The sequence below is a fragment of the Roseateles sp. P5_E8 genome, from assembly GCF_054177665.1.
This window is the reverse complement of sequence record NZ_JBGCUM010000041.1, coordinates 25193-51976: the sequence shown is the minus strand read 5'-3', so window position 1 is coordinate 51976 and position 26784 is coordinate 25193. Positions and strand designations below refer to the sequence as shown.

22 protein-coding genes are annotated in these 26784 nt (G+C 69.5%); 15 read left to right on the top strand and 7 right to left on the bottom strand.

The window, feature by feature from the left end; genetic code table 11:
• Positions 1-142: 142 nt before the first annotated feature.
• Positions 143-1435 (bottom strand): sigma-54-dependent transcriptional regulator, encoded by a 1293-nt coding sequence (locus ACXRVZ_RS20355; RefSeq protein WP_457417642.1) that lies wholly within the window; start codon positions 1433-1435, stop codon positions 143-145.
• A 152-nt stretch (positions 1436-1587) separates the two neighbouring features.
• On the opposite strand from ACXRVZ_RS20355, the gene ACXRVZ_RS20350 reads away from it, so the two are divergent.
• The 9 genes from ACXRVZ_RS20350 (at position 1588) to ACXRVZ_RS20310 (ending at position 13099) form a co-directional block, all read left to right on the top strand.
• The gene (locus tag ACXRVZ_RS20350; protein ID WP_457417640.1) at positions 1588-4068 is read left to right on the top strand and encodes an FtsX-like permease family protein; all 2481 of its coding nucleotides are present in this window, start codon (positions 1588-1590) and stop codon (positions 4066-4068) included.
• Positions 4068-5330: an efflux RND transporter periplasmic adaptor subunit gene (locus ACXRVZ_RS20345; RefSeq protein WP_457417638.1), complete on the top strand. Its 1263-nt coding sequence runs from the start codon at positions 4068-4070 to the stop codon at positions 5328-5330. The genes ACXRVZ_RS20350 and ACXRVZ_RS20345 overlap by 1 nt, the downstream gene beginning before the upstream one ends.
• 7 nt (positions 5331-5337) lie before the next feature.
• A complete protein-coding gene (locus tag ACXRVZ_RS20340; protein ID WP_457417636.1) occupies positions 5338-6021 on the top strand; it encodes an ABC transporter ATP-binding protein in 684 nt (227 codons plus the stop codon).
• Between the two features lie 11 nt (positions 6022-6032).
• Complete coding sequence (locus ACXRVZ_RS20335) at positions 6033-6734, top strand: MotA/TolQ/ExbB proton channel family protein (protein ID WP_458232760.1); 702 nt, start codon at positions 6033-6035, stop codon at positions 6732-6734.
• Complete coding sequence (locus tag ACXRVZ_RS20330) at positions 6724-7149, top strand: ExbD/TolR family protein (protein ID WP_457417632.1); 426 nt, start codon at positions 6724-6726, stop codon at positions 7147-7149. The genes ACXRVZ_RS20335 and ACXRVZ_RS20330 overlap by 11 nt, the downstream gene beginning before the upstream one ends.
• Positions 7146-8369, top strand: coding sequence for a hypothetical protein (locus tag ACXRVZ_RS20325; protein WP_457417630.1), 1224 nt, complete (start codon positions 7146-7148; stop codon positions 8367-8369). The genes ACXRVZ_RS20330 and ACXRVZ_RS20325 overlap by 4 nt, the downstream gene beginning before the upstream one ends.
• A gap of 467 nt (positions 8370-8836) precedes the next feature.
• Positions 8837-9190 carry a hypothetical protein gene (locus ACXRVZ_RS20320; protein ID WP_457417628.1) on the top strand — a complete coding sequence of 118 codons (354 nt, stop codon included), beginning with the start codon at positions 8837-8839 and terminating at the stop codon, positions 9188-9190.
• Positions 9191-9210: 20 nt separating this feature from the next.
• On the top strand, positions 9211-9957 hold the full coding sequence (locus tag ACXRVZ_RS20315) for an AAA family ATPase (RefSeq protein ID WP_457417626.1): 747 nt from the start codon (positions 9211-9213) through the stop codon (positions 9955-9957).
• A 40-nt stretch (positions 9958-9997) separates the two neighbouring features.
• Positions 9998-13099: a ligand-binding sensor domain-containing diguanylate cyclase gene (locus ACXRVZ_RS20310; RefSeq protein ID WP_457417624.1), complete on the top strand. Its 3102-nt coding sequence runs from the start codon at positions 9998-10000 to the stop codon at positions 13097-13099.
• Here the strand turns inward: ACXRVZ_RS20310 and ACXRVZ_RS20305 are convergent.
• Positions 13086-13922, bottom strand: a complete 837-nt coding sequence (locus ACXRVZ_RS20305; RefSeq protein WP_457417622.1) for an alpha/beta hydrolase — start codon at positions 13920-13922, stop codon at positions 13086-13088. The genes ACXRVZ_RS20310 and ACXRVZ_RS20305 overlap by 14 nt on opposite strands.
• A 110-nt stretch (positions 13923-14032) precedes the next feature.
• Between ACXRVZ_RS20305 and ACXRVZ_RS20300 the strand changes: the two genes are divergently transcribed.
• The 4 genes from ACXRVZ_RS20300 (at position 14033) to ACXRVZ_RS20285 (ending at position 19656) form a co-directional block, all read left to right on the top strand.
• Positions 14033-16867, top strand: a complete 2835-nt coding sequence (locus ACXRVZ_RS20300) for a xanthine dehydrogenase family protein molybdopterin-binding subunit (protein WP_457417620.1) — start codon at positions 14033-14035, stop codon at positions 16865-16867.
• A 664-nt stretch (positions 16868-17531) separates the two neighbouring features.
• Positions 17532-18056 (top strand): (2Fe-2S)-binding protein, encoded by a 525-nt coding sequence (locus ACXRVZ_RS20295; protein ID WP_457417618.1) that lies wholly within the window; start codon positions 17532-17534, stop codon positions 18054-18056.
• The gene (locus ACXRVZ_RS20290) at positions 18053-19057 is read left to right on the top strand and encodes a hypothetical protein (RefSeq protein WP_457417616.1); all 1005 of its coding nucleotides are present in this window, start codon (positions 18053-18055) and stop codon (positions 19055-19057) included. The genes ACXRVZ_RS20295 and ACXRVZ_RS20290 overlap by 4 nt, the downstream gene beginning before the upstream one ends.
• Positions 19054-19656, top strand: coding sequence for a hypothetical protein (locus ACXRVZ_RS20285; protein WP_457417614.1), 603 nt, complete (start codon positions 19054-19056; stop codon positions 19654-19656). The genes ACXRVZ_RS20290 and ACXRVZ_RS20285 overlap by 4 nt, the downstream gene beginning before the upstream one ends.
• Before the next feature lie 9 nt (positions 19657-19665).
• On the opposite strand, the gene ACXRVZ_RS20280 is transcribed toward ACXRVZ_RS20285, so the two are convergent.
• The 4 genes from ACXRVZ_RS20280 to ACXRVZ_RS20265 all read right to left on the bottom strand — a co-directional run bounded on the left by ACXRVZ_RS20280 (position 19666) and on the right by ACXRVZ_RS20265 (position 23527).
• Complete coding sequence (locus tag ACXRVZ_RS20280; RefSeq protein WP_457417612.1) at positions 19666-20349, bottom strand: class I SAM-dependent methyltransferase; 684 nt, start codon at positions 20347-20349, stop codon at positions 19666-19668.
• Between the two features lie 149 nt (positions 20350-20498).
• Positions 20499-21167 carry a glutathione S-transferase family protein gene (locus ACXRVZ_RS20275; RefSeq protein ID WP_457417610.1) on the bottom strand — a complete coding sequence of 223 codons (669 nt, stop codon included), beginning with the start codon at positions 21165-21167 and terminating at the stop codon, positions 20499-20501.
• Positions 21164-21964: a hypothetical protein gene (locus tag ACXRVZ_RS20270; RefSeq protein ID WP_457417609.1), complete on the bottom strand. Its 801-nt coding sequence runs from the start codon at positions 21962-21964 to the stop codon at positions 21164-21166. The genes ACXRVZ_RS20275 and ACXRVZ_RS20270 overlap by 4 nt, the downstream gene beginning before the upstream one ends.
• 144 nt (positions 21965-22108) lie before the next feature.
• Positions 22109-23527 (bottom strand): peptide MFS transporter, encoded by a 1419-nt coding sequence (locus ACXRVZ_RS20265; RefSeq protein ID WP_457417607.1) that lies wholly within the window; start codon positions 23525-23527, stop codon positions 22109-22111.
• A 44-nt stretch (positions 23528-23571) separates the two neighbouring features.
• On the opposite strand from ACXRVZ_RS20265, the gene ACXRVZ_RS20260 reads away from it, so the two are divergent.
• Together ACXRVZ_RS20260 and ACXRVZ_RS20255 are read left to right on the top strand one after the other, a co-directional pair.
• Positions 23572-25071, top strand: a complete 1500-nt coding sequence (locus ACXRVZ_RS20260) for a ribonuclease E inhibitor RraB (RefSeq protein ID WP_457417605.1) — start codon at positions 23572-23574, stop codon at positions 25069-25071.
• A gap of 5 nt (positions 25072-25076) precedes the next feature.
• The gene (locus ACXRVZ_RS20255) at positions 25077-26105 is read left to right on the top strand and encodes an NAD-dependent epimerase/dehydratase family protein (RefSeq protein ID WP_457417603.1); all 1029 of its coding nucleotides are present in this window, start codon (positions 25077-25079) and stop codon (positions 26103-26105) included.
• Positions 26106-26120: 15 nt separating this feature from the next.
• Here ACXRVZ_RS20255 and ACXRVZ_RS20250 read toward each other — a convergent pair whose 3' ends face one another.
• Entirely contained in the window at positions 26121-26774 is a 654-nt protein-coding gene (locus tag ACXRVZ_RS20250; protein ID WP_457417601.1) for a hypothetical protein, read from the bottom strand.
• Positions 26775-26784: the final 10 nt, after the last annotated feature.

Genomic DNA, 26784 nt, shown 5'->3' with positions numbered 1-26784 from the left:
GGTCAGTGCGGCCCAGCCGAAGGCGGCGGCGATGAGACCGGCCAAGGCGCAGGCGACGAGCAGGCGCGGGGAGTCGAGCGACGCGCCTACGCCGGCCGAACTCGCGGTCAGCACGAGCGCTGCGCCAACTGCGCGGGCGCGGTCAAAGGCCATGCTTGTCCAGCCGCCGGTACAGCGCCGCGCGGCTCAGGCCCAGCAGCTTGGCGGCCTGGCTGATGTTGCCGTCGGCCTGGGTCAGCGCGGCCTGCACGGCGTCGCGTTCGCGCTGGGCGAGGTCCAGGCCCTGTTCAACAGGCGCGGATGCGGCCACGTCGTGCAGGCCGAAGTCGGCAAACGTGAACACCGGCCCGCGCGCCAACAGCGTCGCGCGCTCGCAGGCCTGGCGCAGCTCGCGCACATTGCCGGGCCAGCGGTAGGCGCTGAGGCGGGCCAGCGCATCGGGTGTCAGTTCGACGGCACGCTTGGCGAACTGCGCTAGGTAGTGCTTCAGCAGCAGCGCGATGTCACCCGCGCCGCGCTCGCGCAGCGGCGGCACGCGCAGCACCACGGTGTTGAGGCGGTAGAGCAGGTCGGGCCGGAAGCGCCGCGCGTCGAACAGCTCGGCCTCGGCCACGTTGGTGGCGGCCAGCACGCGCACGTCGACAGCCACGGGCTTGTCGCTGCCCAGCGGCGTCACCTCGCGGCGCTCCAGCGCGGCCAGCAGCTTGGCTTGGCTGGCCAGCGGCAGGTTGCCGATCTCGTCGAGCAACAGCGTGCCACCCGCCGCCGCTACGAAGCGACCCGGGCGCGACTCGCGTGCATCGGTGAAGCTGCCGCGCCGGTGGCCGAACAGCTCGCTCTCCACCAGCGCCTCGGGCAGCGAGCCCATGTCAACGGCCAGCAGCGGCCCGGTCGCACGCGGCGAGGCCCGGTGCAGGGCGCGCGCCACCAGCTCTTTGCCGACGCCGTTCTCGCCCAGGATGAGCACGCTGGCCTCGCTGGCGCCCACCTGCGCGATCTGTGCGCGCAGCGATTGCATCGCGGCCGAGTCCCCCAGCAGCTCGCCCACCACGGGCGCGGGCGCGCGGCGGGCCAGCGCGGCCTGCACGCAGGCGACGAGCCGCTCATTGGCCCAGGGCTTGGTGATGAAGTCCACGGCGCCGGCCTTCAGCGCCTGCACGGCCAGCTCGACTTCGGCATAGGCCGTCATGACGACGACGGCCGGCGCGTCCCGACGAGAGACGACCTCGCGCAGCAGCGCCAGCCCCGCCGCGCCGTCGCTGGCACCAGGCGTGAAGTTCATGTCCAGCAGCAGCACGTCGGGGGCGATCTCGTCTAGCGCTGCGGCCAAGTCGAGCGGGTCGTTGCGCACGACCACCGAACCCAGCTTGCGCAGCGCCAGCCGCGCGGCCAGGGCCACGTCGGGGTCGTCGTCGAGGATGAGGATGCCGCTCATGAGAGGGCGCGACTCTAAGTGCGGCGAGGGGGCCGGGCAAGGCGGTGTCCGGAACCGGACAGTGCCGGTGTCCGCAAGTGGACGCTCAGGCGCCGAAAAGCCCGGTTTCCCGGGCAAAACGCGCTGGCCCGCCTCTTGCACAAAGGCAGGCCATGACCCTGCTCACCTCCTCCACCCTCTGGCGCGGCGCCTGGCGCCAGCTGCGCGGCGAACCCGGCCCGGCCGCCCTCGTCATCGCCGGCCTGGCGCTGGGCCTGGCGCTGACGCTGCTGACCGCCAGCTTCCTGCGCGACACGCTGTGGCCCGACGCCCACCTGCCCGAGGCTGAGCGCCTCGTCGCCTTCGAGTGGAAGGTGCGCCAGCCCGGCGGCAGCACGAGCGAGTGGTATGGCTATGTGCCCGCCACGCCGCTGAGCCGCGCGCTGCGCGACACCGGCGCGCCGGTGGCGGAGATGAGCCGAGTCATCCATTTCCCGCTGCTGATGAGCGCGGTCGACGCGCAGGGCGCCCAGCACCATGCCCGGCTGGCGTCCATCCTCGCCGACCCCGACATCGAGTCGCTGTTCGGCATCCGGCCCATCGCCGGCGACCTGCGCGCCGCGCTGACCTCGCCCGACGGCGTGGCGTTGACGGAGAAGGGGGCCAACCAGCTGTTCGGCGCGACCAACGTCGTCGGCCGGCCCATGACGGTCACCACCACGGTGGAAGGCGAACCCGGCAAGGCACGCACGCTGACGCTCACGCTGACCGTCATGGCCGTCATACCCTCGCCCAGCTTGAATTCCACGCTGATCTACGACGCCATCGCCGGCTTCAACGCGCCGGCCGCCAAGGCCTATGTCGACCGCTACGCGATGTGGAGCTGGGGCAACGGCGCGCTTTACGCGCGGCTGAAGCCCGGCGCCACGGCATCCCAGGTCGGTGATCTCGCCCAGCGGCTGTTCGAGAAGCAGCCGGTGCCGTCCGCCATGCCGGCCGACTTCCTGAAGGGCGGCGGCTGGTGGGCCTACTTGCGCGCGCTGCCGGTGCTGGACATCGGCCTGCACGGTGCCGGCAGCCCCGACCGCCGCCTGCGGCTGGGCAGCCTGGCCGCCGCGGCGGCCGGCGTGCTGGCGCTGGCCGTCATCAACTTCATCAACCTGTGGAGCGTGCGCACGCTCAAGCGCCAGCGCGAGATCGGCCTGCGCAAGTCGCTCGGCGCCAGCGCGCCGGCCCTGGGCGTGCAGTTCTTCGTCGAGGCGCTGGCCGTGGCGGGGCTGGCCGGTGTGCTGGGCATGCTGCTGGCCTGGTGGGCCACGCCGGCGGTGTCGGTGCTGATGCAGCACAGCTTCGACACGCCGGTGCTGTCGCCCGTCATGGTGACACTGGCGGTGGCGCTGTGCGTTGCCATCGCGGCCTTGAGCGCGCTGCCGCTGACCCGCATCGCACTGCGCGTGCGGCCCGCCGAATCGTTGGCCGGCCGCAGCCACAGCGAGGGTGCCGCCAGCCGCTGGCTGCGCCGCGTGATGACGACGGCGCAGTTCGGCGCCGCCGCGCTGTTCGCCGCGCTGGCCCTCACCGTGGCCTGGCAGACGCAGCACGTGGCCGACCTGCCGCGCGGCTTCGAGATCGCCGACCGCATCGCCGTGGACCTGCCGCCGGAGACGATGCCTGCGCAGGTGCAGTCGCTGCTGGCGCGCATCCAAGGCTGGCCCGAGGTCATCGTCGCGGCGGCGTCGTCCGACGTGCCGGGCCGCGACGAAAGCAAGTGGTTCTCGCAGTTCCACGGCCCCAACGGCCGATCCGCGGACCTGCGCACTGGCGTCGAGTTCACGCCCGGCTGGCTGAAGCTGTACGGCGTGCGCCTGCTGGCCGGCCAGCTGTCGGCGGACCACCGCGTCGAGGTGGCGCAGAACGCTGCGGTGCTGGACCGCAGCGCGGCGGCGGCGCTGGGCTTTGCCAGCCCCGAGGCCGCCATTGGCCAGACGGTGGGCGTGATCAAGGAATTCCGCAGCGGCCTGCCGGTGACCATCGTCGCCGTCGTCGACGACATGCGCTTCGACCGCCCGCGCCTGCCGCGCTCGCCGCTCATCCTGATCCCCGTCGTCGAGCACGGCACCGGCGTCATCAGCGTGCACAGCCGCGACCCCGCCGAGACGCGCCGCAAGTTGGCCGCCCTCGTCAACGACATGCTGCCGGCCGCGCAGGCGCAGGTGCTGTCGGTGCGCGAGCACCAGGCGCGCACGATGGCGGAGGACATGCGCATCGGCAAGCTGATCGGCGTCACCGGCGCGCTGGCCCTGCTGCTGGCGGCCGTGGGCATCTACGCGCTGGCCGCCTACACGCTGCGCCGCCGCGAGCGCGAGATCGTGCTGCGCAAGCTGCACGGCGCGGGCGCGGGAGCGGTGACGCGGCTGCTGGCGATGGAGTTCGCCGGCGTGCTGGTGGCGGCCTGCGTCGTCGCGCTGCCCGTGGCGGCGTGGCTCACGCAGTTCTACCTGAGCGGCTTTGTCGAGCGCGCGCCGGTGGGGCCCGGGTCGCTGTGGGTGTTGCTGGCGTCGGTCGCGCTGCTGACGGTGGTCACTGCGCTGGCCGTGGCGCGGCACCTGCGCGCGGCGCTGGCGCTGCGGCCGCTTCAGGCGTTGCGCGGCTGATGAGCGCTGTGCTGTCCTCCGGCGCCGCGATGGACCGCCGCGTGGTGCTGCCGCGCCGCTATGGCCTGATTGCGTTGGCCGTCGTCGCCGCGCTGGCCATGGCCTTGCTGCTGGTGCGCTACTGGCCGCGCGGTGTGCCGGTGGCGCGGGCCGATGTGGAGATCGCCGCCGCCAAGACCGGCGCCTTCCGCGACGTCGTCGTCGGCCGCGCCATGGCGCAGCCGCTGCAGTCCGTGCTGCTGGACGCCACCGAGGACGGCCGCGTCGAGCAGGTGTTGGTGAAGGACGGCGCCCGTGTCGAGGCGGGCCAGCTGCTCGTCGTGCTGAACAGCACCCAGCGCGCCCAGGAGCTGATGGCACGCTCAAGCGAGGCCGCGCAGCAGCTCGCCAACTTCTCGACGCTGCGCGCCGCGTGGATGCAGGCCCAGGCCCTGCAGCGCCGCACGCTGACGGAGAGCCAGTTCGAGCTGGAGCGCGTGCGCCGCCTGCACCAGCGCAACCGCGAGCTGGCCGGCACGGGCTTTCTGTCGCCGTCGGCGCTGGAGGACTCGGCCGACAAGCTGTCCATGGCCGAGCGCCTGTTCGCCCAGCAGCAGGCCGACGGCCGCGAGGAGTTGGCGGTGCGCGAGCAGTCCGTGCAGGCCATGCAGCGCGCCGTGGCCGACCTCAACAAGCGGCTGGACGCGATGCGCACCGCCAGCGAAGGCCTGGCCGTGCGCGCGCCGGTGGCGGGCCGCGTGACCGGCCTGACGCTGCAGGTCGGCGAGAGCGTGCGCAGCGGCACGCGCATCGCGAGGCTGGACAGCCTGGGCCGCTTCAAGCTGGACCTGCGCCTGGACGAATTCCACCTCGGCCGCGTGCGCGAAGGCCTGGCCGCGCTGCTCACGCACGAGGGGCGCGACCACGCACTGCATGTCGCGCGCATCGATCCGCAGGTCAAGGACGGCCGCTTCAGCGTCGAGCTGAGCTTCGACGCCGACCCGCCCGCGCTGCAGGTCGGCCAGGGCCTGGACGTGCGCCTCACGCTGGGCCAGAGCAGCCAGGCGCTGCTGCTGCCCGATGGCGGTTTCTACGCCGACACCGGCGGCGCCTGGGCCTTTGTGCTCGACGCCAGCGGCAGCCATGCCGAGCGGCGTGCCCTTCAACTCGGCCGCCGCGCCGATGGCGTCATCGAAGTGCTGGGCGGCCTGCGGCCCGGCGAGCAGGTTGTCGTCTCCCCTTATCGCGCCCTCACCGGCGCCTCTGCCCTCGACATTCACTGAGCCCCATATGTTCAAACTCCGTCATCTCACCAAGACCTTCCACACCGGCGACATCGAGACCACGGCGCTGGACCGCATCGACCTCGACATCGAGGCCGGCGAATACCTTGCCATCACCGGCCCATCGGGCTGCGGCAAGTCCACGCTGCTGGGCATCCTGGGCCTGCTGGACGCTCCGAGCGGTGGCGAGTACTGGTTCGACGGGCACAACGTGGCGGGCTGGAACGAGAAGCAGCTCAACACGCTGCGCCGCGGCCGCATCGGCTTCGTCTTCCAGAGCTTCAACCTCATAGACGACCTGAGCGTGGCCGAGAACATCGCGCTGGCGCTGGAGTACGGTGAGCTGCCGGCACGCGAGCGCCGTGCGCGGGTGGTGGAGGTGATGGAGCGGCTGGGCTTGACCCACCGCGCCGGGCATCGCCCGAGCCAGTTGAGCGGCGGTCAGCAACAGCGGGTCGCCATCGCGCGGGCGATTGCGGCGCGGCCGGCGCTGCTGCTCGCCGACGAACCGACCGGCAACCTGGACAGTGCGCACGGGGCCGAGGTCATGCGCATCCTGCGAGAGCTGAACCAGGACGGCACGACGCTGGTGATGGTGACCCACTCGCTGGAGCACGCGGCGCAGGCGTCGCGGACGCTGCGGCTGCTGGATGGGCGGGTGGTGGTGGATGCGGTGGCGGCGGTGGCGTGAGGGGGTTGCCCATGCGACGCACGTCCTTGCTCTGGCTGCTGGCAGCAGCGCCTCCCGCACTGGCCCAGTCCCAGCCGCTCAACCTGGCCAACGAGCTCGCCCACGGCGGCACCGGCATCTGGGTGATAGCGGCACTGTCGGTGCTGGCCGTGGCGGTGACGCTGGAGCGGCTGACGCGCTTGCGTGCCAGCCGCCTGGCGCCGTCGGGGCTGGTGGATGCTGTGCTGCCGCTGTGGAAGGCCGGCGACATGGCCGGCGTGCAGGCGCAGCTGAGTCAGCGGCCCAGCGCCCTCGCGCGCGTGCTGGCCTACTTGGTGCAGCATCGCCGGGCAGATACGGCGGCGCTCTCGACCCGCGCGGGCGACATCGCCTCGCTCGCGCTGCGCGAGCAGCAGCAGCGCGCCTACCCGCTGGCCGTGGTGGCCACCATCGCGCCCATCGTCGGCCTGCTGGGCACCGTGGTCGGGATGATCGAGGCCTTCCACGCCATCGCCTTTGCGGGCGGCCTGGGAGACCCGGCCGTGCTGGCCAGCGGCATCTMCAAGGCGCTGGTCAACACGGCGGCGGGCCTGTCGGTGGCGCTACCTGCGCTGGGCATGCACCACTTCTTCAAGCATCGGCTGACGCTGATCGGCCTGGCGCTGGAGCGCGAGGTCAACCGCGTGTTTGACGAGGTGCTGATCCAGCCCGAGGCCGCCCGCGATGCGCATTGACCTGGGTCACGACGAAGAGCCCGAGATCGGCCTGATCGCGCTGATCGACTGCATCTTCTTTCTGCTGATGTTCTTCATGGTGGCCACGTCCTTCAAGCAGCAGGACGACAAGAAGAAGGAGAAGGACATCCCCATCCTTCTGCCGGCCTCGCAGGCCAGCCTCGTCAGAGCCGAGGCCGCGCCTACCGAGCCGTTGGTGCTGACCATCGACGCCCAGGGCGCCGTCTACATCGACAAGCACAAGCTGTCACTGCAGGCCCTGCACGACCGGCTGCGCGACGAGGCGACGAAAAACCCCGCGCGGCCCATCCGCCTGGACGGCGACCGCCGCACCCCCTACCAGCACATCGTCCACGTGTTGGACCTGTGCCAGTTCGAGGGGCTGACCCAGGTGTCGCTGCACACCCGGCCATGAAGCGGGGCGGTGTGGCTGGCTTCGACCCGCTGGACTGGGCGGTCCGGCATCGTTTCTTTGTCGGCTCGGTGGCATTGCACGTGTTCCTGGCCAGCGGGCTCTGGCTGCTGGGCCCGCAAGTCGCCGTGCAGGCGCAGCGTGCGCAGGAGGCGGCCCGCTCCGAGGCGACGCTGAGGAAAGCGCAGCGCGAGCAAATCCAGCGACACCTGAAACGGCTGGAGCAGCTGGGCAAGCAGGCCGGTGCCGAGCTGCCCGACAGCGCCGCCAGCAGTCCGCTGGAGCGCGCCGAGGCACTGACGAATCGCCTGGAGGAGACCGAGCGCAAGGCTCGCATCAAGGAGCTGGCGCGGCTGTTGAAGATCAGCCTCGAAGAGGCCGCGGCCCAAGTGCGGCTGGAAGACTGGAAGCGGGCGAAGCCCGCGCCGCGCGACGCCGCCCAGGCCCTGGCGCAGCTGGAGGGCCGGGCGCGCGACGCAATCCAGCGCCGGCATGCGCGGGAGCAGCGCGAACGAGAGGGCGTGCGCGTGGCCGGTCCGGCGGGAGCCGGGGGTGCGGCGGGCGGTGGGAACAGCGGCAGGGGCGTCGGCGGCGAAGGCCCCCCGGGGTGGCAACGTGGTGGCACGAACTACAGGCGCGATTACGACGCCGCCGCAGAGACAGCGCAGATCGACCCCGCCAAGGTGCGTTTCGCCGCGGGGCGCCGCTTCGGCCCGGGTGGCCCTTACGCCAACCGCATCTACCTGGACCGCTGGAACGTCATCGGCCCTTTCCCGGCCCCGAACAGGCGGGACCTCATGGACATCGTTCAGCCGCCCGAGATCGCCGTCGACCTGGATGCCGTCTATGCCGGCAAGCATGGCCTCGTCGGCTGGCGGCCGCAGCAGAGCCCAACCTACCCCTTTGTGCCAGACCCGTGGGAGGAATACGCCATTTACTACGCCGCCACCGAGGTCCGCGTTGACCGCGACATGGACGTCTGGCTGGACATCGGCGCCGACGACGACACCAAGCTGTGGCTCAACGATGAGTTGGTGTGGGTCGGCGGCAATGGCATCAAGCCCTGGTACCAGCAGCACTACTCTGGCCTTCCCGGCATGGCGACCGCCGCTCTCGTCGAAGGCCGTGTGCGGGTGCACCTGCAAGCGGGGCGCAACACGCTGCTCCTCAAGCTCTACAACGCGCCGATGGAGACTTTCTTCTCCATCATCATTGCATCTTGAGGCGCCGGTCCGCGGTTCAGCGGCGCTGAGATCGCGCTCATCCTGCTCAAGCTCCACAACGCAAATTCGGCCACCTTTTTTGCGGTGGTGTTGGCGCCGTGGCAAAAGGGGTGCGAAATTAGAGCTTGAAGCTTGCTTCGCTCGCGCCCCTGGTTTCAGCGCTTCTCGGCGGTATAGAAGGCGAGGCCCCCAAACAGCCAACAACCAAATCCAGCAGCCGACCGATGGAGGTATTCCTCTTGCCTCCTTTAGCAGCGCAGGGAACCCGAAGCGAAGCGAAGGGCGGGGCGGTCGGGGGGAGCTCTTTGCCTACTTTCTGGCGGCCTAGAAAACCGAAGGTTTCGGCGAAGCCAAAGTGACTCGCCCGCCGGGGCGAAAACCGCTGGTTTCGCCGAAGGCAAATCCCGGCATGGGCAGGCCGAAGACGCCACTCCTGCAACCTCGCACCACTTCGGCATACTTTGCCGATGGACGACAGCACCATCACCCTCTACCGGCCGACCGGCCCATTTGAGCTGGCCCTCGTGGAGCAATCCGGCTCCAAGGCTTGGCCGCCTCGGCTGCCTGATCAGCCGATCTTCTACCCGGTCACCAACGAAGCCTATGCCGCCCAGATTGCGCGTGATTGGAACGTGCCCGCCAGCGGCTATGGCTGCGTCACACGTTTTCAGGTTCGGTCAGCGTTCATGGCGCAATTCGAGGTTCAGCAGGTGGGTGGAGGACTTCACACGGAGTGGTGGGTGCCGGCCGGGCGGCTGGATGAACTCAACGCCAACATCGTCGGCCTCATTGAGGTGATTCGCGAGTTTGGTAGCCGGTAGCAGCGAGCTGAGCGCCTGACATGCTCACCACCCAATTCATCCTCCACCTCACCCTCCAACGCGACAAGATCGCGTCCTTCGACCGCTACCCCTTCAACCTGCCCGCGGTGCGCACGCTGGACAAGCTGGAGATGCACCCCAAGGTCACCTTCCTCGTCGGCGAGAACGGCTCCGGCAAGTCGACGCTGCTGGAGGCGCTGGCGGTGTCCATGGGCTTCAACGCGGAGGGCGGCAGCAAGAACTTCAACTTCGGCACGCGGCTGTCGCATTCCGAGCTGCATGAATACCTGCGCGTGGCCAAGGGCTACAAGCAGCCGCGTGACGGCTTCTTCCTGCGCGCGGAGAGCTTCTTCAATGTGGCCACCGAGATCGAAAACCTGGACGCCGCGCCGGGCGGTCCGCCCATCATCAACGGCTATGGCGGCAAGTCGCTGCACGAGCAGTCGCACGGCGAATCCTTCCTCGCGCTGCTCAACCAGCGCTTCGGCGCCCGCGGCCTCTACCTGCTGGACGAACCCGAGGCCGCGCTGTCCCCGCAACGCCAGCTCGCCGCGCTGGCCCGCCTGCATGAGCTGACCAAAGCCGGCTCGCAGTTCGTCATCGCCACGCACTCGCCGCTGCTGATGGCCTACCCCGACGCCTGGATCTACCAGTGCACCGCCGACGGCGTGCGCCGCGTGGCCTATGAAGAGACCGAGCATTTCCGCGTCACGCGTGAGTTCATGGCGGATCCGCAGCGCATGCTGGGTGCGCTGTTGGGCGGCTGACGCAGCGCGCCGTCGCGTCCGCCCCTTAGGATGCGCGCCCATGTCCCCCCTAGTTCGTGGCTTCCTTGGCACCTTCAGCCTGCTCGCCGCCTTGGCCCTGGGCGCCGCCCACGCCGACACCCCCGGTGCCGGCCCGCTGGAGGTGCAGTTCCGCAGCGTCAGCGTGCCGCAGAACTCCGTGCCCGCCATCGCCCAGGACCGCGCCGGCCTGCTGTGGGTCGCCACCAGCAAGGGCCTGACGCGCTATGACGGCTACCGGCTGCGGCCCATCGAGCTGGCCGGCGAGGCGGGCACCCGGCCCAGCCTGGGCTGGGTGCGGGCGCTGGCGCCGGCGGCCGACGGGCGCATGTGGATAGGCACCGAGTTCCTGGGCCTGGTGGCCTACGACCCCGCGCAGGACCGCGTCGAGCGCCATGCCGAGAGCGCCCCGCTGGCGCCCATCCGCGCGGTGGCTGCCGCGCGCGACGGCGCCGTCTGGGTGGGCACCATCGGCCGCGGCCTGTACCGCTACGACCCGGGCACGAAGAAGGTCGAGCCGCAGACGCTGACCTGGCAGGGCGAGGCCGAGACGCGCGTGCTGGCCTTGCGCGCGGGCAGCGACGGCACGGTCTGGGCCGGCCACTGGCGTGGCCTGGCGCGGCGCGTGAATGGCGCCTGGCAAGACCTCCCGCTGCCCGACCTGCCGAACGGCGTGCCCGTGCTCACCCTGGCCGAGGACCGCGCCGGCCGCCTGTGGCTGGGCACGCAGGACGGCCACCTCGGCGTCGTCGAGCAGGGCCAGGTGCGCTGGGTGCTGGCGCTGGGCATGCCCGTGCAGGCGCTGGCGGAGGACGCCGCCGGCCGGCTCTGGGTGGGCAGCAAGAACGGCATTTACTGGGTGGATGCAGCCAGCGGCGTCGTCGAAGCGCGCCTGCGCCACGACCCGCGTCACGCGCTGGGCCTGGCCGGCAACGACATCAGCGGCCTGCTGCGCGACCGCAGCGGCGCCATGTGGGTCAGCGGCTACGGCCTGGGCCTGCAGCGCCACCTCAGCCACCCGGCGCTGGCCGTGCGTGGCCCTGATGCCAATTCGGCCGACCCGGCCGCCCCGCTGGCCGAGGCCGACGTGCGCGCCGTGCTGGCGCTGAAGAACGGCGAGGTGCTCAGCGCCACGCAGACCGGCCAGCTCATGCGCCTGGACGGCCGCCCCGGCCGCGACCTGGCCACGCTGGGCACCTGGCCGCGCGAACGGCGCAGCGTCGTCGAGAACCTGGCCGAGGCTGTAGACGGCAGCCTGTGGATGGCCGCCGCCGGCCGCCTGGAGCACCGCGCGGCCAACGGCCGTCTGCTGCACGACTGGCCGCTGGACGGCGGCCGCGCCCAGCAACTGCTGCTGCGCGTGGACGGCAGCGTCTGGCTGGGTATGCAGGAGGGGCTGTACCGCCTGGCCGGCGTCGACGCGCCGGCGCTTGAGCGCGTGCATCCGCGAGGTGGGGCCAAGCTGCATGGCGGCATCTATGTGCTGCGCCAGGCGCCGGACGGACGGCTGTGGGTGGGCGGCCAGCAAGGCCTGCTGCGCGAGCGTGAACCTGGCGGCAGCCTGGAGCCTGTGCCCCAGGCCGCCAATGAGGCGCTGGGCAGCCCGGCCGTCATGGCCTTGCTGTGGGCGCGCGACGGCCAGCTCTGGGTGGACGCGCCCGCCAGCGGCCTGCACCGCCTCAAGGGCTGGGACGGCGAAGGCCGCGCGCGCTTCGAACGCATCAGCGAGCGCCACGGCGTGGAGGGCATCTTCGGCGGCCATCTGCATGAAGACGCGCAGGGCCGCATCTGGAGCCAGCTCTACGTCTACGACCCCAAGGCCGACCGGCTCGACAGCTTCGGCGCCGCCGAGGGCGCCAACTTCGGCAGCTTCTGGTTCTTTGCCAGCACCGAGCTGCCCGGCGGCGGCCTGCTGTTCGGCGGCAGCCGCGGCCTGCTGCGCGTGCAGCCCGACGCCTGGCAGGCCGAGCGCGGCAGCCCGCCGCTGGTCATCAGCGGCCTGCGCGTGAACGGCCAGCCCTGGGCGCAGCCGCGCACGCCGGGCGAGGCACTGACGCTGCCGCCGGGCAAGCGCACGCTGTCCGTCGAGTTCGCGGCGCTGGACTATGCCGACCCCACCCGCCTGCGCTACGAGTACCGGCTGCAAGGCCTGGAAGACGGCTGGACGCGCGTGGACGCCACCGGCCGCAATCCCAGCTTCGGCCCGCTCAAGCCCGGCCACTACACGCTGCAGGTGCGCGCCACCGCCCACCATGCGCTGTGGGGTGGCGACGTGCTGGCCCTGCCCATAGAACTGCAGCCCGCCTGGTGGGAGACCGACCTGGCGCGTGCCGGCGGCCTGATCGCGGTGCTGGCCGGCATCTGGGCCTGGACGGGCTGGCGCACCCGCCAGCTGCGCCGCCGCGAGGTGGAACTGCGCACCCTGGTGGACGAGCGCACCGCCGAGCTGCGCGAGCTCAGCCTGACCGACGCGTTGACCGGCCTGCGCAACCGCCGCTACCTGGAGCTGCGCCTGGAAGACGACCTGGCGCTGTGCCTGCGCCGCTTCGAGACGCCCGACTCCAATGCGCCCGGGCCTGCCATCGGAACCAAGGCCGACCTGCTGGTGCTGCTGCTCGACCTGGACCTCTTCAAGCGCATCAACGACCTGCACGGCCACGCCGCCGGCGACGCGGTGCTGGTGCAGCTGGCCGAGCGGCTGCGCTGCGTCTTCCGCGAGACCGACTCGTTGGTGCGTTGGGGCGGCGAGGAGGTGCTGGTGCTGGCCCGCGAGACCGAGCGGCGCGACGCCGCCGAGCTGGCCGCACGCGTCTGCGCTGCGGTGCGCGACCGGCCCTTTGACATCGGCCCCGGCGAGACCGTGCAGGTCACCGTGTCCATCGGCTTCTGCGCCTTCCCGCTGGACCCGCGCCACCCGCGCCTGTGGGACTGGCGCGCCTGCCTGGGCCTGGCCGACTCGGCGCTGTACGCCGCCAAGGCCCAGGGCCGCGACGGCTATGTGGGCGCCATCCGCGCCAGCGGGCTGTCGCCGCGCGAGGCGCCCGAGGGGCTGGACGGCTGGCGCGCCGAGACGCGCCTGGTCGTCGCCCGCAGCGACGCCGACGACGTGCTCAGTCCAGTCTGAACAGGAAGCGCAAAGCCGCCGGCAGCGCCGCCCGCCAGGCGGCCTCGTTGTGCTCGGCGTCGGCGGCGATGTGCAGGTTCAGTTGCTCCCGCCGCAACTGCCGCGCGAACTGCCGGTGCATGTGGCGCGTCTGCCCGGCCATGCTGCCGCCTTCGCGGTTGCCGCAGTAGAGCTGCACCCGCGTGCCGGCCGGCAGCGCTGCTCTGGCCGTGGCCTCGAAGAGCTGCGGCGCCGCCCAGTAGGACGGGCTGAACAGGCCATAACGGCTGAACACCTCGCCATGCCACAGGAGGGCCACATGGCTGATGAGGCCACCCAGCGAGCTGCCGATGAGCGCCGTGTGCTCGCGCTCGGGGCGCGTGCGCCAGCCGGCGTCGATGAAGGGCTTGACCGTCTTGACGATGAAGTCGAGATAGGCCGCGCCTTCGGACTTGCCCAGCTCCTTGTGGTCGAACGGCGCCATCTCGGTGTTGCGCTTGTCGCCGCCGTTGTCGATGCCCACGACGAGGGCCTCGAAGCCGGTCTCGCTGGTGAGTTGGGCCATCGTCTCGTCCACGCCCCATTCGCCCGCAAACCCCGTGGCCGCGTCGAACAGGTTCTGGCCGTCGTGCATGTAGATGACCGGGTAGCGCTTGCCCGGCTCGCCCGCGTAGCTGGGCGGGAGGCACAGGCGCAGCGTGCGGCTGCGGTTGAGGCCCGGCATGGCCAGCGGCGGCTCCAGCACCTGCACGCTGGACAGCGCCGTGGAGGGCGCGGTGGATGACGCGGCCCGGGCGGGCAGCGTGGCGACGAGCGGCAGGGTGAGGATTAGGCGGCGTTGCATGCGCTCAGGCTATCGCGAAGGATTCGCGGCCCGAATCGGGTTTGATCCCCTGACCACCACCGCGCTGCGGTGACACACTCGCCGCCCATCACAAGGGATGGGAGACAGGCGTGCCGCAAACCCCGAACGGGCTATTCCAGCTGACGCGGCGCCGCGTCATTGGCAGCGGCGCGGCGGCCGTGACGCTGCTGGTGCATGAGCTGGCACTGGCCTTCAAGCCGCCCACGCCGCGCCTGCCCGGCGCCCGCCCGCAGCCCGAGGGCACGCCCGTGCAGCCGCACTCGCCACCCGGTGCGCCCGACTGGTCCGGCGGCCCGGGCAAGGCGAGGTTCCGCATCGACGGCCTGGCCAAGGTGACGGGCCAGAAGATCTACGCCCGCGACTTCCGCGCCAACGACATGCCGGGCTGGCCGGCCACCGAGCGCATCGCCATGATCCTGCGCGCCACGCAGCCCGGCCTGATCTTCACGGGGTTGGACCTCGGCGCCCTGGCCGGTGTGGACGCGGTGCCGCTGCTGACCATCACGCAGACCGCCCTCACCGGCTTCACCTGGCCGCAGCGCGACCTGGCCTCGCTGAACCTGAGCTTGCCCTTCTCCAGCGCGGGCGCCGACGGCGTCTACCAGCTGCTGGTGCCGGTGGGCACGGCGCCGCAGTTCTACGGCCAGCCGGTGGCCATCCTGATCTTTGCCGACAGCAACGCCTACCGCCGCGCCAAGCGCGCGCTGCAGTTCCAGCCCGGCGTCGTGCAGGCCGCCGGACTGCCGCCGCCGCCCAAGCAGCCCTGGGTGATGGCCTACAGCCCGGTCAACTACTTGACGCGTTATGACGCGCCGGGGGTGGCGCCGCGTGTCCCGCCGTTTTCGCAGGTGCAGGCGGGCTATGCGTCCGACCCCTACCAGCCCGACTCCACCAGCCAGCCCGTCAACAGCACCGCCCGTGCGCTGCGCCAGCGCATCAACACCACGCTGGAGGCGCCCAGCCCGGCCGTGCTGCAGCTGGGCGGCAGCTACAGCACGCAGGTGCTGGACCCGATGTTCATGGAGCCCGAATCTGGCCTGGCCTGGCTGGATCGCGCCGGCACCGGCACGCTCAACCTCGTGCTCGGCACGCAGGCCACCAATGGCGACGCGAGCGACAGCTGGACGATGTTCAGCAAGGACTGCCCGATCAAGGTCAGCACCGTGGTGCTGAACTCCTGCTACCCGGGCGGCGGCTTTGGCGGGCGGGATGTGTCCACCTTCCCGCCGCTGCTGGCCGTCACGGCCGCGCTGGCCGACGGCCCGGTGCGCATCGCGCAGGACCGCTACGAGCAGTTCCAGGGCGGGCTCAAGCAGCTGGCCAGCAACATCACACAGCGCATCGCGGTGGACGCCAAGACCGGCAAGTTCCTCGCCTTCGGCAGCCAGCAGGTGCTGCCCTCGGGCGGGCAGAACAACTACAGCCAGTTCGTCGCCATGCTGGCCGCCTACTGCGGCCTGAGCGGCTACGACATCAAGCAGGCGTACGTCGACGCCATCGCCCAGCCCAGCACCGGCGTCGTGGCCGGCTCCATGCGCGGCTTCGGCGGGCCGCAGGCGAGCTTTGCGGTCGAGACGCTGGTGGACGAGGTGGCGGTGGCGTTGAAGCGTGACCCGATTGAGTTGCGCGAGATCAATGCGCTGCGCGAGGGCGACCGAACGATCACCGGCGCGCCGCTGACGCAGCAGATGCGGCTGCACGAGATCTGCCGCCGTGCGCGCGAGCATTCGCTGTGGCGTGAGCGTGAGGCGGTGAAGCTTCGCAAGGCACGTGAGGGCATCCGCTACGGCGTTGGTTTCGCTCTCGCCAACCAGGCCTATGGCACCGGCAAGGACGGCGTCATGGCCGAGGTGGCTCTTGCACCCGACGGGCGACTCACCGTGCGCAGCAATTGCGTCGACATGGGCAATGGCTCGGCGACGACGCTGGCCATCAGCACCGCCGGCTGGCTGGGCCACAACGCGCACGACGTCGTCATGGGCGATGTCGGGTCATTCAACGCGCTGGACCTGCACAGCGACTCCAAGGGCAGTTGGGCCGACCCGCGCTGGACGGCCAGCTTCGCCATGTCCAGCAGCGCGTGCCTGACGGCCTTCCACCAGGTCCACGTGACCGAACAGGCCAGCCGCGTGCTGTTCGAGGCCGGGCTGCTGCCGGCGGCGGCGGCGGTGTGGGGTGTGCCGCTGGCGCAGGTGCAGGGGCGCACGAAGTGGGAGGCCGGCCGTTTGGTGGCGCCGGGTCTTGCGGCCTTGCCATTGGCGGTGCTGGCGGGCAAGGTGCATCAGGGCGGGCTGACGGCGGCGGCGATGGTGCATGGGCTGTACGAAGCGGCCTGGGTGTCGGCGACCTACGCCGTGCCGGCGGGGCCGGCGCTACAGCTGCCCATCGACGGGCTGTCGCTGCGGGCTGGCGGTCAGTCGACGTGGACGGCGGTGCTGCGGCAGGACGTGGTGCCGCCTAAGCCGGAGGCCGGTTTGTATGGCCGCAGCTTGTACGCGCCGTCTGGCGTGCTGGTGGCGGTAGAGATCGCGCCTCGGAGTTTTGAACCGCGTGTCATCGCTGTCGAGTTGATGGTGGATGCGGGCAAGGTGTTGCAGCGGGATTTGCTGCTGGGGCAGGCGCAGGGTGGGGTGGCGATGGGGATTGGGTATGCGCTGCTGGAGAACCTGCCATTGGAGGCCGGGGGCGCTGGGGATGGGCGGTGGAACCTGGATCGGTATCAGGTGGCGCTGTCGTCGGATGTGCCGTTAGGGCGGCTGAACGTCACGACGTTGCCTTCTGATGAGAGCACTGCAAAGGGGATTGCGGAGGCGGTGCTGTGCCCGATTGCGCCGGCGATTGGGAATGCGATTGCGCATGCGACGGGGAAGCGGTTTAGGTCGTTGCCGATCACTGCTGCGGATATTGGGAGGGCTTTGGGATGAATGGCTTTGTGGCCAGGCCCAGCGGGGATTTCGCCCCCGCGGGCGACCTACTTTTTGCGCCGCCAAAAAGTAGGCAAAAAGCTCTCCCCTGCGACACCGCCCCTGCGGGGTGCCCTGCGTGCCATGCCGCTTGCATGCGGCATGGCGTTCGTCAGGCGTCGCACAGCACGCAGGTGCTGTGCTCGGTCCTGCCTCACTGCATCGAAGCCCAGGGCCGCGCCGAACTCGCGTCGCTACGCTCTGCTCAAACAGGCGGCGCGAAGTCAGTCCTTGAAGCGTGCTTCGCACGCGCCCTGGGCTTCTGCGCTTCTCGGCGGTTTAGAAGGGGAGGCCCCAAAACAGCCCAACAGCCAAGCCCGAAGTCCGGGCGGTGGATGTATTTCTGCATGCCCTCTTTTAGCCCCGCCGAGCAGCGGAAGGCCTTGAAGCCGCGCGCGAAGCGCGCCTCAAGAACTGACTCCGCGCGGTTGTCTGACCGGAGCGTAGCGAAGGGAGTTCTGCGCGGGGCTTCAAGGACTGAGCAGCGCAGGGGACCCCGAAGGGGCGGGGCGGTCAGGGGGGAGCTTTTTGCTTACTTTTTGGCGGCCCAAAAAGTGAGTCGGCCGCCGGGACGAAATCCCGGCATGGGCCTCACCACAAACCAACCCCAACGAGAGGCCCACTGATGACCGATCTCGTCCGCGTCCAATTCCACGTCAACGGCACCGCCGTCGACAAACGCGTCCCGACCGACCTGCCTCTGGTCGACTTCCTGCAAGAAGAACTCGGCCTCTCCGGCACCCGCCTCTGCTGCGGCATCGGCGTCTGCAAGGCCTGCACCGTCGCCGCCCGCCGGCAACCCACAAGCCAGGCGCAACCCATGCTCGCCTGCTCCACGCCGGTCGCCCTGCTGCAGGGCCAGTCCATCACCACCATCGAAGGCACCGGCAGCATGGAAAAACCCAGCGCCACCCAGCAGGCTTTCCTCGACCACTTCGCCTTCCAGTGCGGCTACTGCACCCCCGGCTTTGTCATGGCCACCGAGATGCTGCTCGGCCGCCTGCGCGCACAGCCCGTCAAACGCGACCAACTCGACGCGACGATTGAAGACGCCGTTGGCCAGCACATCTGCCGCTGCACCGGCTACGCCCGCTACCACCAGGCCATCCGCGGAGTCGTGCTGGCGGAGAAGGGCCTGGTGACGGCATGAAGTCCAAAGCCTTGCTACTCCTGCTGCTCGCCGCCGGCAGCGCCCACGCCGAGACGCTCTTCGAGTACGGCCGCCAATGCGCCGCGCAGATCAGCGAGATCCCCGCCTTCAGCTGCATGGCGGGCCAGGAGATCCCCATCACCGTCGACGGCAAGCCCGTGCCGCCCCAGCCCGCGCCCGCGCGCTGCGACAAGCCCTCGCTGCTGCACCAGCCCGACGCTCAAAGCCAGTGCGTGCCCGGCAGCCGCGCCCTCGTGCTGCGCGACGACACCACCGCGCAGATCAGCGCCATCTGCCGCAAGCAGGTCGCGCGGCCGGCGGGCAGTGCGCTGTTCGACGAGATCAACGTCATCTCCCACAGCCTGAAGGACGGCAAGACCTGCTGGTTCACCGCCAAGGCCAAGGCGCCGCTGACGGAAGCCGCCGGCATCGATGGCCGCTGGGTGCCCTCGCCCAGCACGCTCACGCGCAAACCGCAGCCGGCCAGCCCTGCCGGCGTGCAGGCCCTGCCGGCCGACAAGGTCTGGCAGACGCCGCGCCAGGTCGCCTGGAGCCAGCCCGCCTGCATCAACTGCCACGACAGCGGGCCCTTCATGTACAGCCCCTACATCGCGCAGACGACGCAGCTGCCCGGCGACCCGTTCGGCTACTACCAGCCCAAGGCCATCGGCGAAGACTTCAAGCGCGCCTGGGCCCGGCTGCACGCCTTCGGCATCACGACGCGCGGCAACACCTGCACGGCCTGCCACCGCATGGGCAACATGAACTCGTGCAACGTGGCCATGCAGCAGTCCACCGGCAATGCGCCGCAGGAGGGCGGCAACGAGTGGTCCAAGAAGTTCCCGCAGTCGCACTGGATGAGCCCGGGCAACCTGCACAGCAAGGCGCAGTGGGACGAGCAGTTCAGCGACAGCCTGAAGAAGCTGGCGGCGTGTTGTGAGGACCCGAAGGGGGCGGGGTGCAGGGTGGTGGAATATGGGCCTAATTCCCAGAAGCGATGAATCAACAGGAAGGCGTAGCAATGGACTGGCTTACCTTTACAGCCAAGATCGTTGAAGCGCTGGCGTGGCCAGCGACACTGATCGGGCTGCTTTGGATTGTTCGCAAAGAGCTGCCTCAGATTGCCAGCTCTCTGCGAAAGCTGAAATACAAGGATGTCGAACTTGAGTTCGGAGAAGCTGCGAAGCAGTTGGCCGCCGAAGTCAAAGAGGTTGTCCCTCAGGATGAGCCGAAGCTAGATCTGAAGATCGGTCTAGCTACCCGGTCAGATGCGCAAGAGAGATTGACGACGCTGGCCGTTCTTGCGCCTCGAGCCGCAATTCTTGAAGCTTGGTTGTTGGTGGAGTCCGCGGCGGCGGATGCCATTCAAAGGACCGGTTTAGGCACTGCCCCGTCGATGTCTGGGCCACAGCACCTGATGCAAAGATTGCAGAAAGGTGGCCTGTTGCGGCCGCGGCAGCTCGGAATCTTCGAAAAGCTTCGTCGGCTGAGAAATGAAGCTGTGCATTCAGCAGATGCAAACTTCGCCCAAGAGGCGGTGCTGAGCTACATCGAATCGGCTGTGGCGATGGCCGCGTATTTGGAAGAGCTGGGCGATTGAGACGTCAACTCAAGCGCCCCGCACGAACCTCATCAACCGCCCGCGATAGTCCGGCCTCCCCACCTCCGCACTCAGCAGCGTCTCGCTGAACTCAAACCCCAGCCCCGCCATCCGCTTGCCAAACGCCGCGCGATTGCCGCGATTGGGGTCGACGATGAGCAGCTCGCAGCGCGGCAGCGCATGCTTCTCGATGAAGGCCGCCAGCGCGCCGCCATCGTCGCGTTCGTAGAGCACGTCGCTGCCGATGATGAGGTCAAAGCGGCCGCGCACTTGGGGCGCGCCACCTTCCGAATCGACCGCGTCCTCGCTCCAGTCGCCATGGCAGTAACGCATGGGCGCCAGGTCGTTCAGGCGCAGGTTCTCCAGCAGGAAGGCGCCGGCCAGCGGATGGATGTCGCTGGCCGTCACCTCGGCGCCGCGGCGGTGGCACACCAGGCTGGCCAGGGCCAGGCCGCAGCCGATCTCCAGGATGCGCTCGCCGTCGGGCAGCGGGTGGATGGCCATGGCGGCGGCCAGGTGCAGGCCCGAGGGCCAGACCAGGCCGAACAGCGGCCATTGCGCGGACGAGATGCCCAACGCCTCGGCGGCGCCCGCCGGGTCGGCGAACTGCTGGCGGTCGAGCAGGGAGCGAACTTGCAGGTTGGCCGCGCCGCCGATGGCGTGGCTTTCAACCTTGATGTCGTAGCCGGGCACGAGCGCCCTCCAGGGTGATCGCAATGCGACACGGGGAGGTCAGCGCCGCTGGTGCACAGCGGCCAGGCGACAGGCCGGCGGGGCAAGACGGGAACGGGGGCTGCGGAGCGCAGCCGTGAGCCAGAGTATGTGCCCCGGGGCTGAGCCCATCAGCTCAACAGGTCGTAAGGCCCGCCGCGCTCCAATGCCTTCTTGTACGCCGGCCGCGCATGGATGCGGGCCAGGAAGTCCTTGAGCTTGGGGTACTGGTCCATGGCCCCGCCCCGCGCGGCGGCCGCTTCCACCGGGAAGCTCATCTGCACGTCCGCCGCCGAGAACTCCGAGCCGGCAAACCAGGGCCGCGCCGCCAGTTCGCCCTCCAGGAACTTCAGCTGCGCGTCGATGTTGGGCTGCACGAAGCTGCCCAGCACCTTGTCGGCAATGCCCTTGGCGATGGGCTTGACGAAGAAGGGCATGGGCGCGCGCTTGATCTTGTTGAAGACCAGCTTCATCACCAGCGGCGGCATGGCCGAGCCTTCGGCGAAGTGCATGAAGTAGCGGTAGTTCAGCAGCTCCTGCTCGCCCGTGGGCTTGAGCCGCCCCTGGCCGTGGCGCTCCACCAGGTACTCCAGGATGGCGCCGCTCTCGGCCACCGTCAGCCCGCCCTCGGTGATGACCGGGCTCTTGCCCAGCGGGTGCACCTGGCGCAGCTCCGGCGGCGCCAGCGAGGTCTTGGCGTCGCGCTGGTAATGCTTGATCTCGTAGGGCAGGCCCAGCTCTTCGAGCAGCCAGAGCACGCGCTGCGAGCGGGAGTTGTTCAGGTGGTGGACGGTGATCATGCGGCCAAGTATCGGCGCCGGCGCTTGTGCAGCCAAGGCAGCACGGCCAGGCCTGACAGCATCAGCGCGGCACTGGCGGACTCGGGCACCGGCGACACCCCCGCCGTCATGAACTTGCCGGAGGCCGAGGTCACGGTGATGCCCTCGGGCACCGTCCAGCCGAAGCGGGCAGTGTGCGAATAGTCGGCCTCGGCGCCACCCTCCGCGTAGACCGACAGGCCGCCGTACAGATAGAGCGTCATGCTGCTGCCGTCCGCGGGCACCTCCCAGCTGCCGCTGAGGTGGCTTTCGCTGCGGCGGATGTCCTGCATGGTGGCGGTCTTCCAGCCGTTGGGGTCGCCGCCCACGTACATCCATGTGTAGGCGCGCGCGGCGCTCCACCACCGGCCGCTGCTGGTGAAACCGCCAACGTCCCAGCTCCACGTCACAACCTCGCCGGGCTTGTGCTTGGGGCCGGCCTTGATCGTCACCGTTTCCCACATCGAGGCATCGGCGCCGATGCCCCAGTTGCAGGACAGCATGTCCGGCCGGCAGCCCTTGGGCAGGGTCGGGTTGTTGCTGGACCAGGCGTATGCGTGCAGCGTGCCGTCCACCAGCGAGGCGTTGGCGATGCCGCTCACGTTGACGTTGGAAAAGCGGGCTTCCGACTCCACCAGGCTCATGCCCCCGCCCTTGAGGCTGCCGGCATTGGTGCTGGTGCCGGACCGGCCTTCCGGGTTCTGGCCGGGCAGGGCGAACGCCGTGGCGGTGCACAGCAGCAGCGCGCTGGCGAGGAGTGAGGGGCGGTGGAGCGTCATGGTCGTGCGGGGCTGGGGTTGCGAAGGCCCGCAGTGTGTTTTCTGCACCCGCTGTCACACATCGCCCGCGAGGAGCCATAGCGAGAGCCATGGCCGCGGCCCAACGACGATGACGCCCTCCCAGCGCCAGCTCCGTTGGAGCGCTCAGCCCGCGTGGTCTGGCGCCGTCGGCGCCAGCAGCCTGCCGAACACCAGCTTCACCGCCAGCAGCCCCACGCCCGCCGCCGCCACCAGCACGGCATGCAGCGCCCAGAACTGCGAGCCCGGCATCGTCTCCAGCAGCCCGGCCAGCCAGCCGACGAAGCTGTTGCCGAGGAACAGGTGCAGGTAGTAGATGCCGATCATGACGCCCTGCAGCCCGCGTGGCGCGGCGCGCGAGTACAGCGCCAGCCCCACCGGCATGATGTTGGCGAAGCCGATGTTGTTGACCAGCGCATAGGCGAACGACCACAAGATGCTGATGCGTGCGCCGTCGCCCTCGATGGCCAGCGCGGGGATCATCAGCAGCGCCGGGGCGCCCGCCGCGATGAAGCAGGCCAGCGCCATCTTGGTGATCTCGTCCGGTTCGCGCCGGCGCGTGGCCCACCAGCGCCAGAACGCCAGCGAGGCCAGCATGGCGCCGGTGCTCGTCAGCGCGTCCACGGCCTGCAGCCAGGTCACCGGCACCGTGAAGCCGGCCACCACCATGTCCATGTGCTGCTGCGACCACAGCGGGAAGCCGTTGTTGTATTGCTGGTTGCCGACGATGGACAGCATCAGCAGCGGCAGGATGGCCACGAGCAACACCACCTGAAGCACCGCGCGCCGGCCCAGCGGTTGGCGCACCTCGGCGGCCTTGGCGGCACCCCGCAGCGGCTCCGGCGGCAGCCAGCGCCGCCCGGCCAGGTAGACGAACAGGCCGATCAGCATGCCCACGCCGGCCGAGCCGAAGCCCCAGTGCCAGCCCACCTTCTCGCCCAGCGTGCCGCAGACGATGGGGGCGGCGATGACGGCCACCTGCACCGCCAGCATGAAGATCTGGAAGGCGCTGGCGCGGCGCTTGTCGCCGGGCGCGTAGAGGTCGCCCACCTGCGCGGCGATATTGCCCTTGAAGCAGCCCACGCCCAGCAGCAGGCAGCCCAGGGCCGGCAGCAGCGCGGCCTCGACCGCCATCAGGAAATGCCCCGTGGCCATCAGCAGCGCGCCGATGACGACGGTGCGCGTGCGGCCCAGCCAGCGGTCCGCAATCAGCCCGCCAAAGATGGGCAGCAGATAGACCAGGCCCACGTAGAGGCCGAACACGGCCGACGCCAGCTGTTGCGGCGAGCGCGGGCCGGTGACGTTCTCGATCGCGTGGCGCAGCGCGTCCATGCCCGCCACCTGTCCGATGTTCTGCGGCATGAACAGGTAGTTGCTGAGGTACAGCACCAGCAGCGCCTGCATGCCGTAGTAGCTGAAGCGCTCCCACAGTTCGCAGAAGGACAGCCAGCCGAGGCCGACGGGGTGGCCCAGGAAGGCTCGGTCATGGCGTGCGCGTGCGTCGCTTGTGGCGTCGGGGCTCGCGGTGAAGGTTGCGGCGGTCAAGGGGTGTCCCGGAATCTTGCAAAGGACGCGACTGTCCGCCCCGGATGGCCGTCTGGCAATGGGAGTGGCCCGGGCATGACGGGCGTCACGGGCGGTGGGGTGGGTGGCGTGCCACTCTTCTTGCTTACGATGCCGCGCATTCATCAGGGGAGAGGCGTGGGATGGAAAGCTTTGTCACCGAAGAGCGCTTCGATCGCAGCTTGGCCCGGGCCGCATGGAAGACACCCAGGCAACTTGCATCGCTGCGGTCCTGGCGGGTTCAGCCGACCGATGAGAAGCCGCTGAAGTTCTTCTTCCACACCAATGCGCAGGCCAAGGCCGATTCGCTGGCGGCGGTGCTGAAGGCGTGCGGCTATGAACCACAGGTGCGCAAGACGGGCGCTTTCGTGGACTGGACCGCCGCCTGGCTGGACATGGCATCGTGGGTGGTCACCGGCCACACCCCGCCGCTGCTGATGACCGAAGACGCTGTTCTCGCCTGGACGAACGAGATGTGCCAACTCGGTCCGAAGCATGATTGCGAGTTCGAGGGCTGGTTCGGCGAGACCCCGGACTTTCTCGAAATGAACGACGACTACTGCTTGCAAGGGTCTGCCGATGGGACCCAGCAACTCACCCTCTATCGCTGGAATGCTTCATCAGAGGCTGCGCTGGCAGAGAACGACATCTACTGGGTCAGCCCCGGCGTTGACGTCGGCCGGCTGGGTGTGCTGGAAGGCTACGCCGACAAGATCCGCGGCCTCAGGAGCCCGTCGGAAGAGCTGAGTCTGGAGGACATCGACCAGTTGCCGGGCCTGGAGCAGATCTATCTGTTCAAGGCGCCACCAGCCCACGGCGACTACCGCAAGCTTCCTCGGTTGCGTGGCTTTCGCTGCCTGGATGGCGAGAAGCTCAACCCCCAATGCCTGAACAACCCCAGCCTGCGCCGTGTGGAGCTGAGGCGCCCACGCAAGCTCAAGACCTTGAACATGCTCGACGCCTGGCAGGGTCTGGATTCGCTCATCCTTTCCGGTGCGCCCTTGACCTCGCTGGAAGGCCTGACGAATTTTCTGGCGCTGCGCGAACTGCGCCTGGCGCACTGCCTCAGCCTCACGGACATCGGCGCACTGGGCCAGACCCCGGGCGTCGAAATGCTGGAGATTTACAAGACGCCCAAGGTGCAGAGCTTTGAGCCCATCGCGGCGCTGAACCGGCTGCGCTGGATCTTCATCTACAGCCGGGGGGGCGCGCTGGCCAGTTACGACACTCTGAAGGGCTGGCCCGAAGTTCAGAGCGCCAGCGTGCTGCTGCCCATGGGCCGTGTCGACTTCGAACCGCTCGCGCAGCACACCTCCGTGGCGGAGTTGCTGCTGTACACCCAGCCAGGATTCCAGCTGCCCAGCGAGGATGAGCTACGCCGCGCGCTGCAGATGCATGGCAGGCAGGTACGCAGCCTGTTCCCGCGGCCGAAGGACGAGTGCCCTTCCATCCAAGTTACCTTCGATTCGCCCTACTGGCGCTCGCCCGCGGCGCACGAAGGGCATGCGCGCATGTTCGTGCAGTGACGCGCATGGCCACCTCGCGCATCCTCGTCACCGGCGGCAGCGGCTACATCGCCGGCGTGCTGATCCGCCAGCTGCTGGCAGCCGGCTGGCAGGTCAACACCACCGTGCGCGACCTGGCGCGCGAGCCGGCATTGCGCCGGTTGCTCGGTGCGGACGCAGGCGCGGCGCGCGATCAATTGCGGTTCCTCGCCGCCGACCTGATGCACGACGCCGGCTGGGCTGAGGCGGCTACCGGTTGCAGCCATGTGGCCCACCTCGCGTCACCGCTGCCGGCCGGCGTGCCGCGCGATGCCAACGAGCTGATCGTGCCGGCCCGCGACGGTGCATTGCGAGCGCTGAAGGCCGCGCGGGATGCGGGTGCGCAGCGGGTGGTCATGACCTCCTCCGTCGCGGCCATCGCCTACGGCCACGGCCCCGGCGAGCACCGCTTCACCGAGCGCGACTGGACGCGGCTGGAGGTGCCCGGCATCCCGGCCTATGTTCAGTCCAAGACCGTGGCCGAACGCGCCGCGCGCGACTGGGTGGCGCGTGAGGGCGGCGGGCTGGAGTTCTGCACGGTCAACCCCTCCGTGGTGTTAGGCCCCGTGGCCAGCGCCGACTACTCGGCCAGCGTGGTCCTTGTGCGCAGCCTGCTGGAGGGACGCATCCCCGCCCTGCCCCGCATCGGCTTCGGCATCGTCGACGTGCGTGACGTGGCCGAGCTGCACTGGCGCGCGCTGAGCACGCCGGAGAACATGGCCGGTGAACGCTTCATCGCTTGCGGCGGCTTCCACTGGCTGCACGAGGTGGCGGCCGTGCTGCGCGCCGAGCTGGGCGAACAGGCGCGGCGCGTACCGACCCGGCAGATGGCCGACTGGGCCGTGCGGCTGCTGGCCAAGGTCAGCCCGACGCTGCGCGCGGTGGCGAGTGAGCTGGGCACGGTGCGGCACCAGGATTCAAGCCATGCGCGGGAGCGGCTGGGCTGGGTGCCGAGGCCGCCGCAGGAGGCCATCGTGGCGACGGCGCGGGATTTATTCAGGCTGAATGTGGTTTGAATCAAGTAGCGGCTGTTAGCTATTCAACCCGTAACGCAATTTCAAGGTCGCCAAATCTCCATAACGATCTCGGCTAACGGCCCAGTCGCGCACTTCCTCCAGGACGCTGAGAGTGACTATTTCAAAGGCCTCGACTAGCTCGAGCTTCTGAGCGCGAGGAACGTGGTCATCGTCATCCCCGATCGAAAAGTGCCGGCTGCCCGACTCAACCTTTGGCGAGCGGGCAACGAAATGCGACACATGCGTATCCGAAAGATGCACATATGCCGAAGCAACGTCATAGACCCGCTGCGCCCACGCTCTCTTTACGGAGTAAAGCGCGGTCAGGCGTTTGTCGTTCATCGGCTGCCCGGACGAATCTTTGAGTTTCCTTAGCGGCGTGCCATTAACGATTTGGCAAGCTGTGTCGTGAGGATCTGCGGTGCTAGCAACACCATGCAGACGAAGCGCGTTATCTAGTTGCATGCGCAGCAACGCCACCGCAGCGGTGTAGCAACCGTTTCGCGCGAGCAGCTGGAATCCCTTGATAAGTCCTAGGGATCGTTCCAGAACAGCGAGCGCAAGCGCGTCACAAGGAAACACGGATGTGCCACAGGCGTTGAAGACAGCCTTTCCGGCTTGGAAGTGAAGCTCCGGCAATCCAAGCATTCTGTCGAGCACGGCTTCCATCAACAGCCCT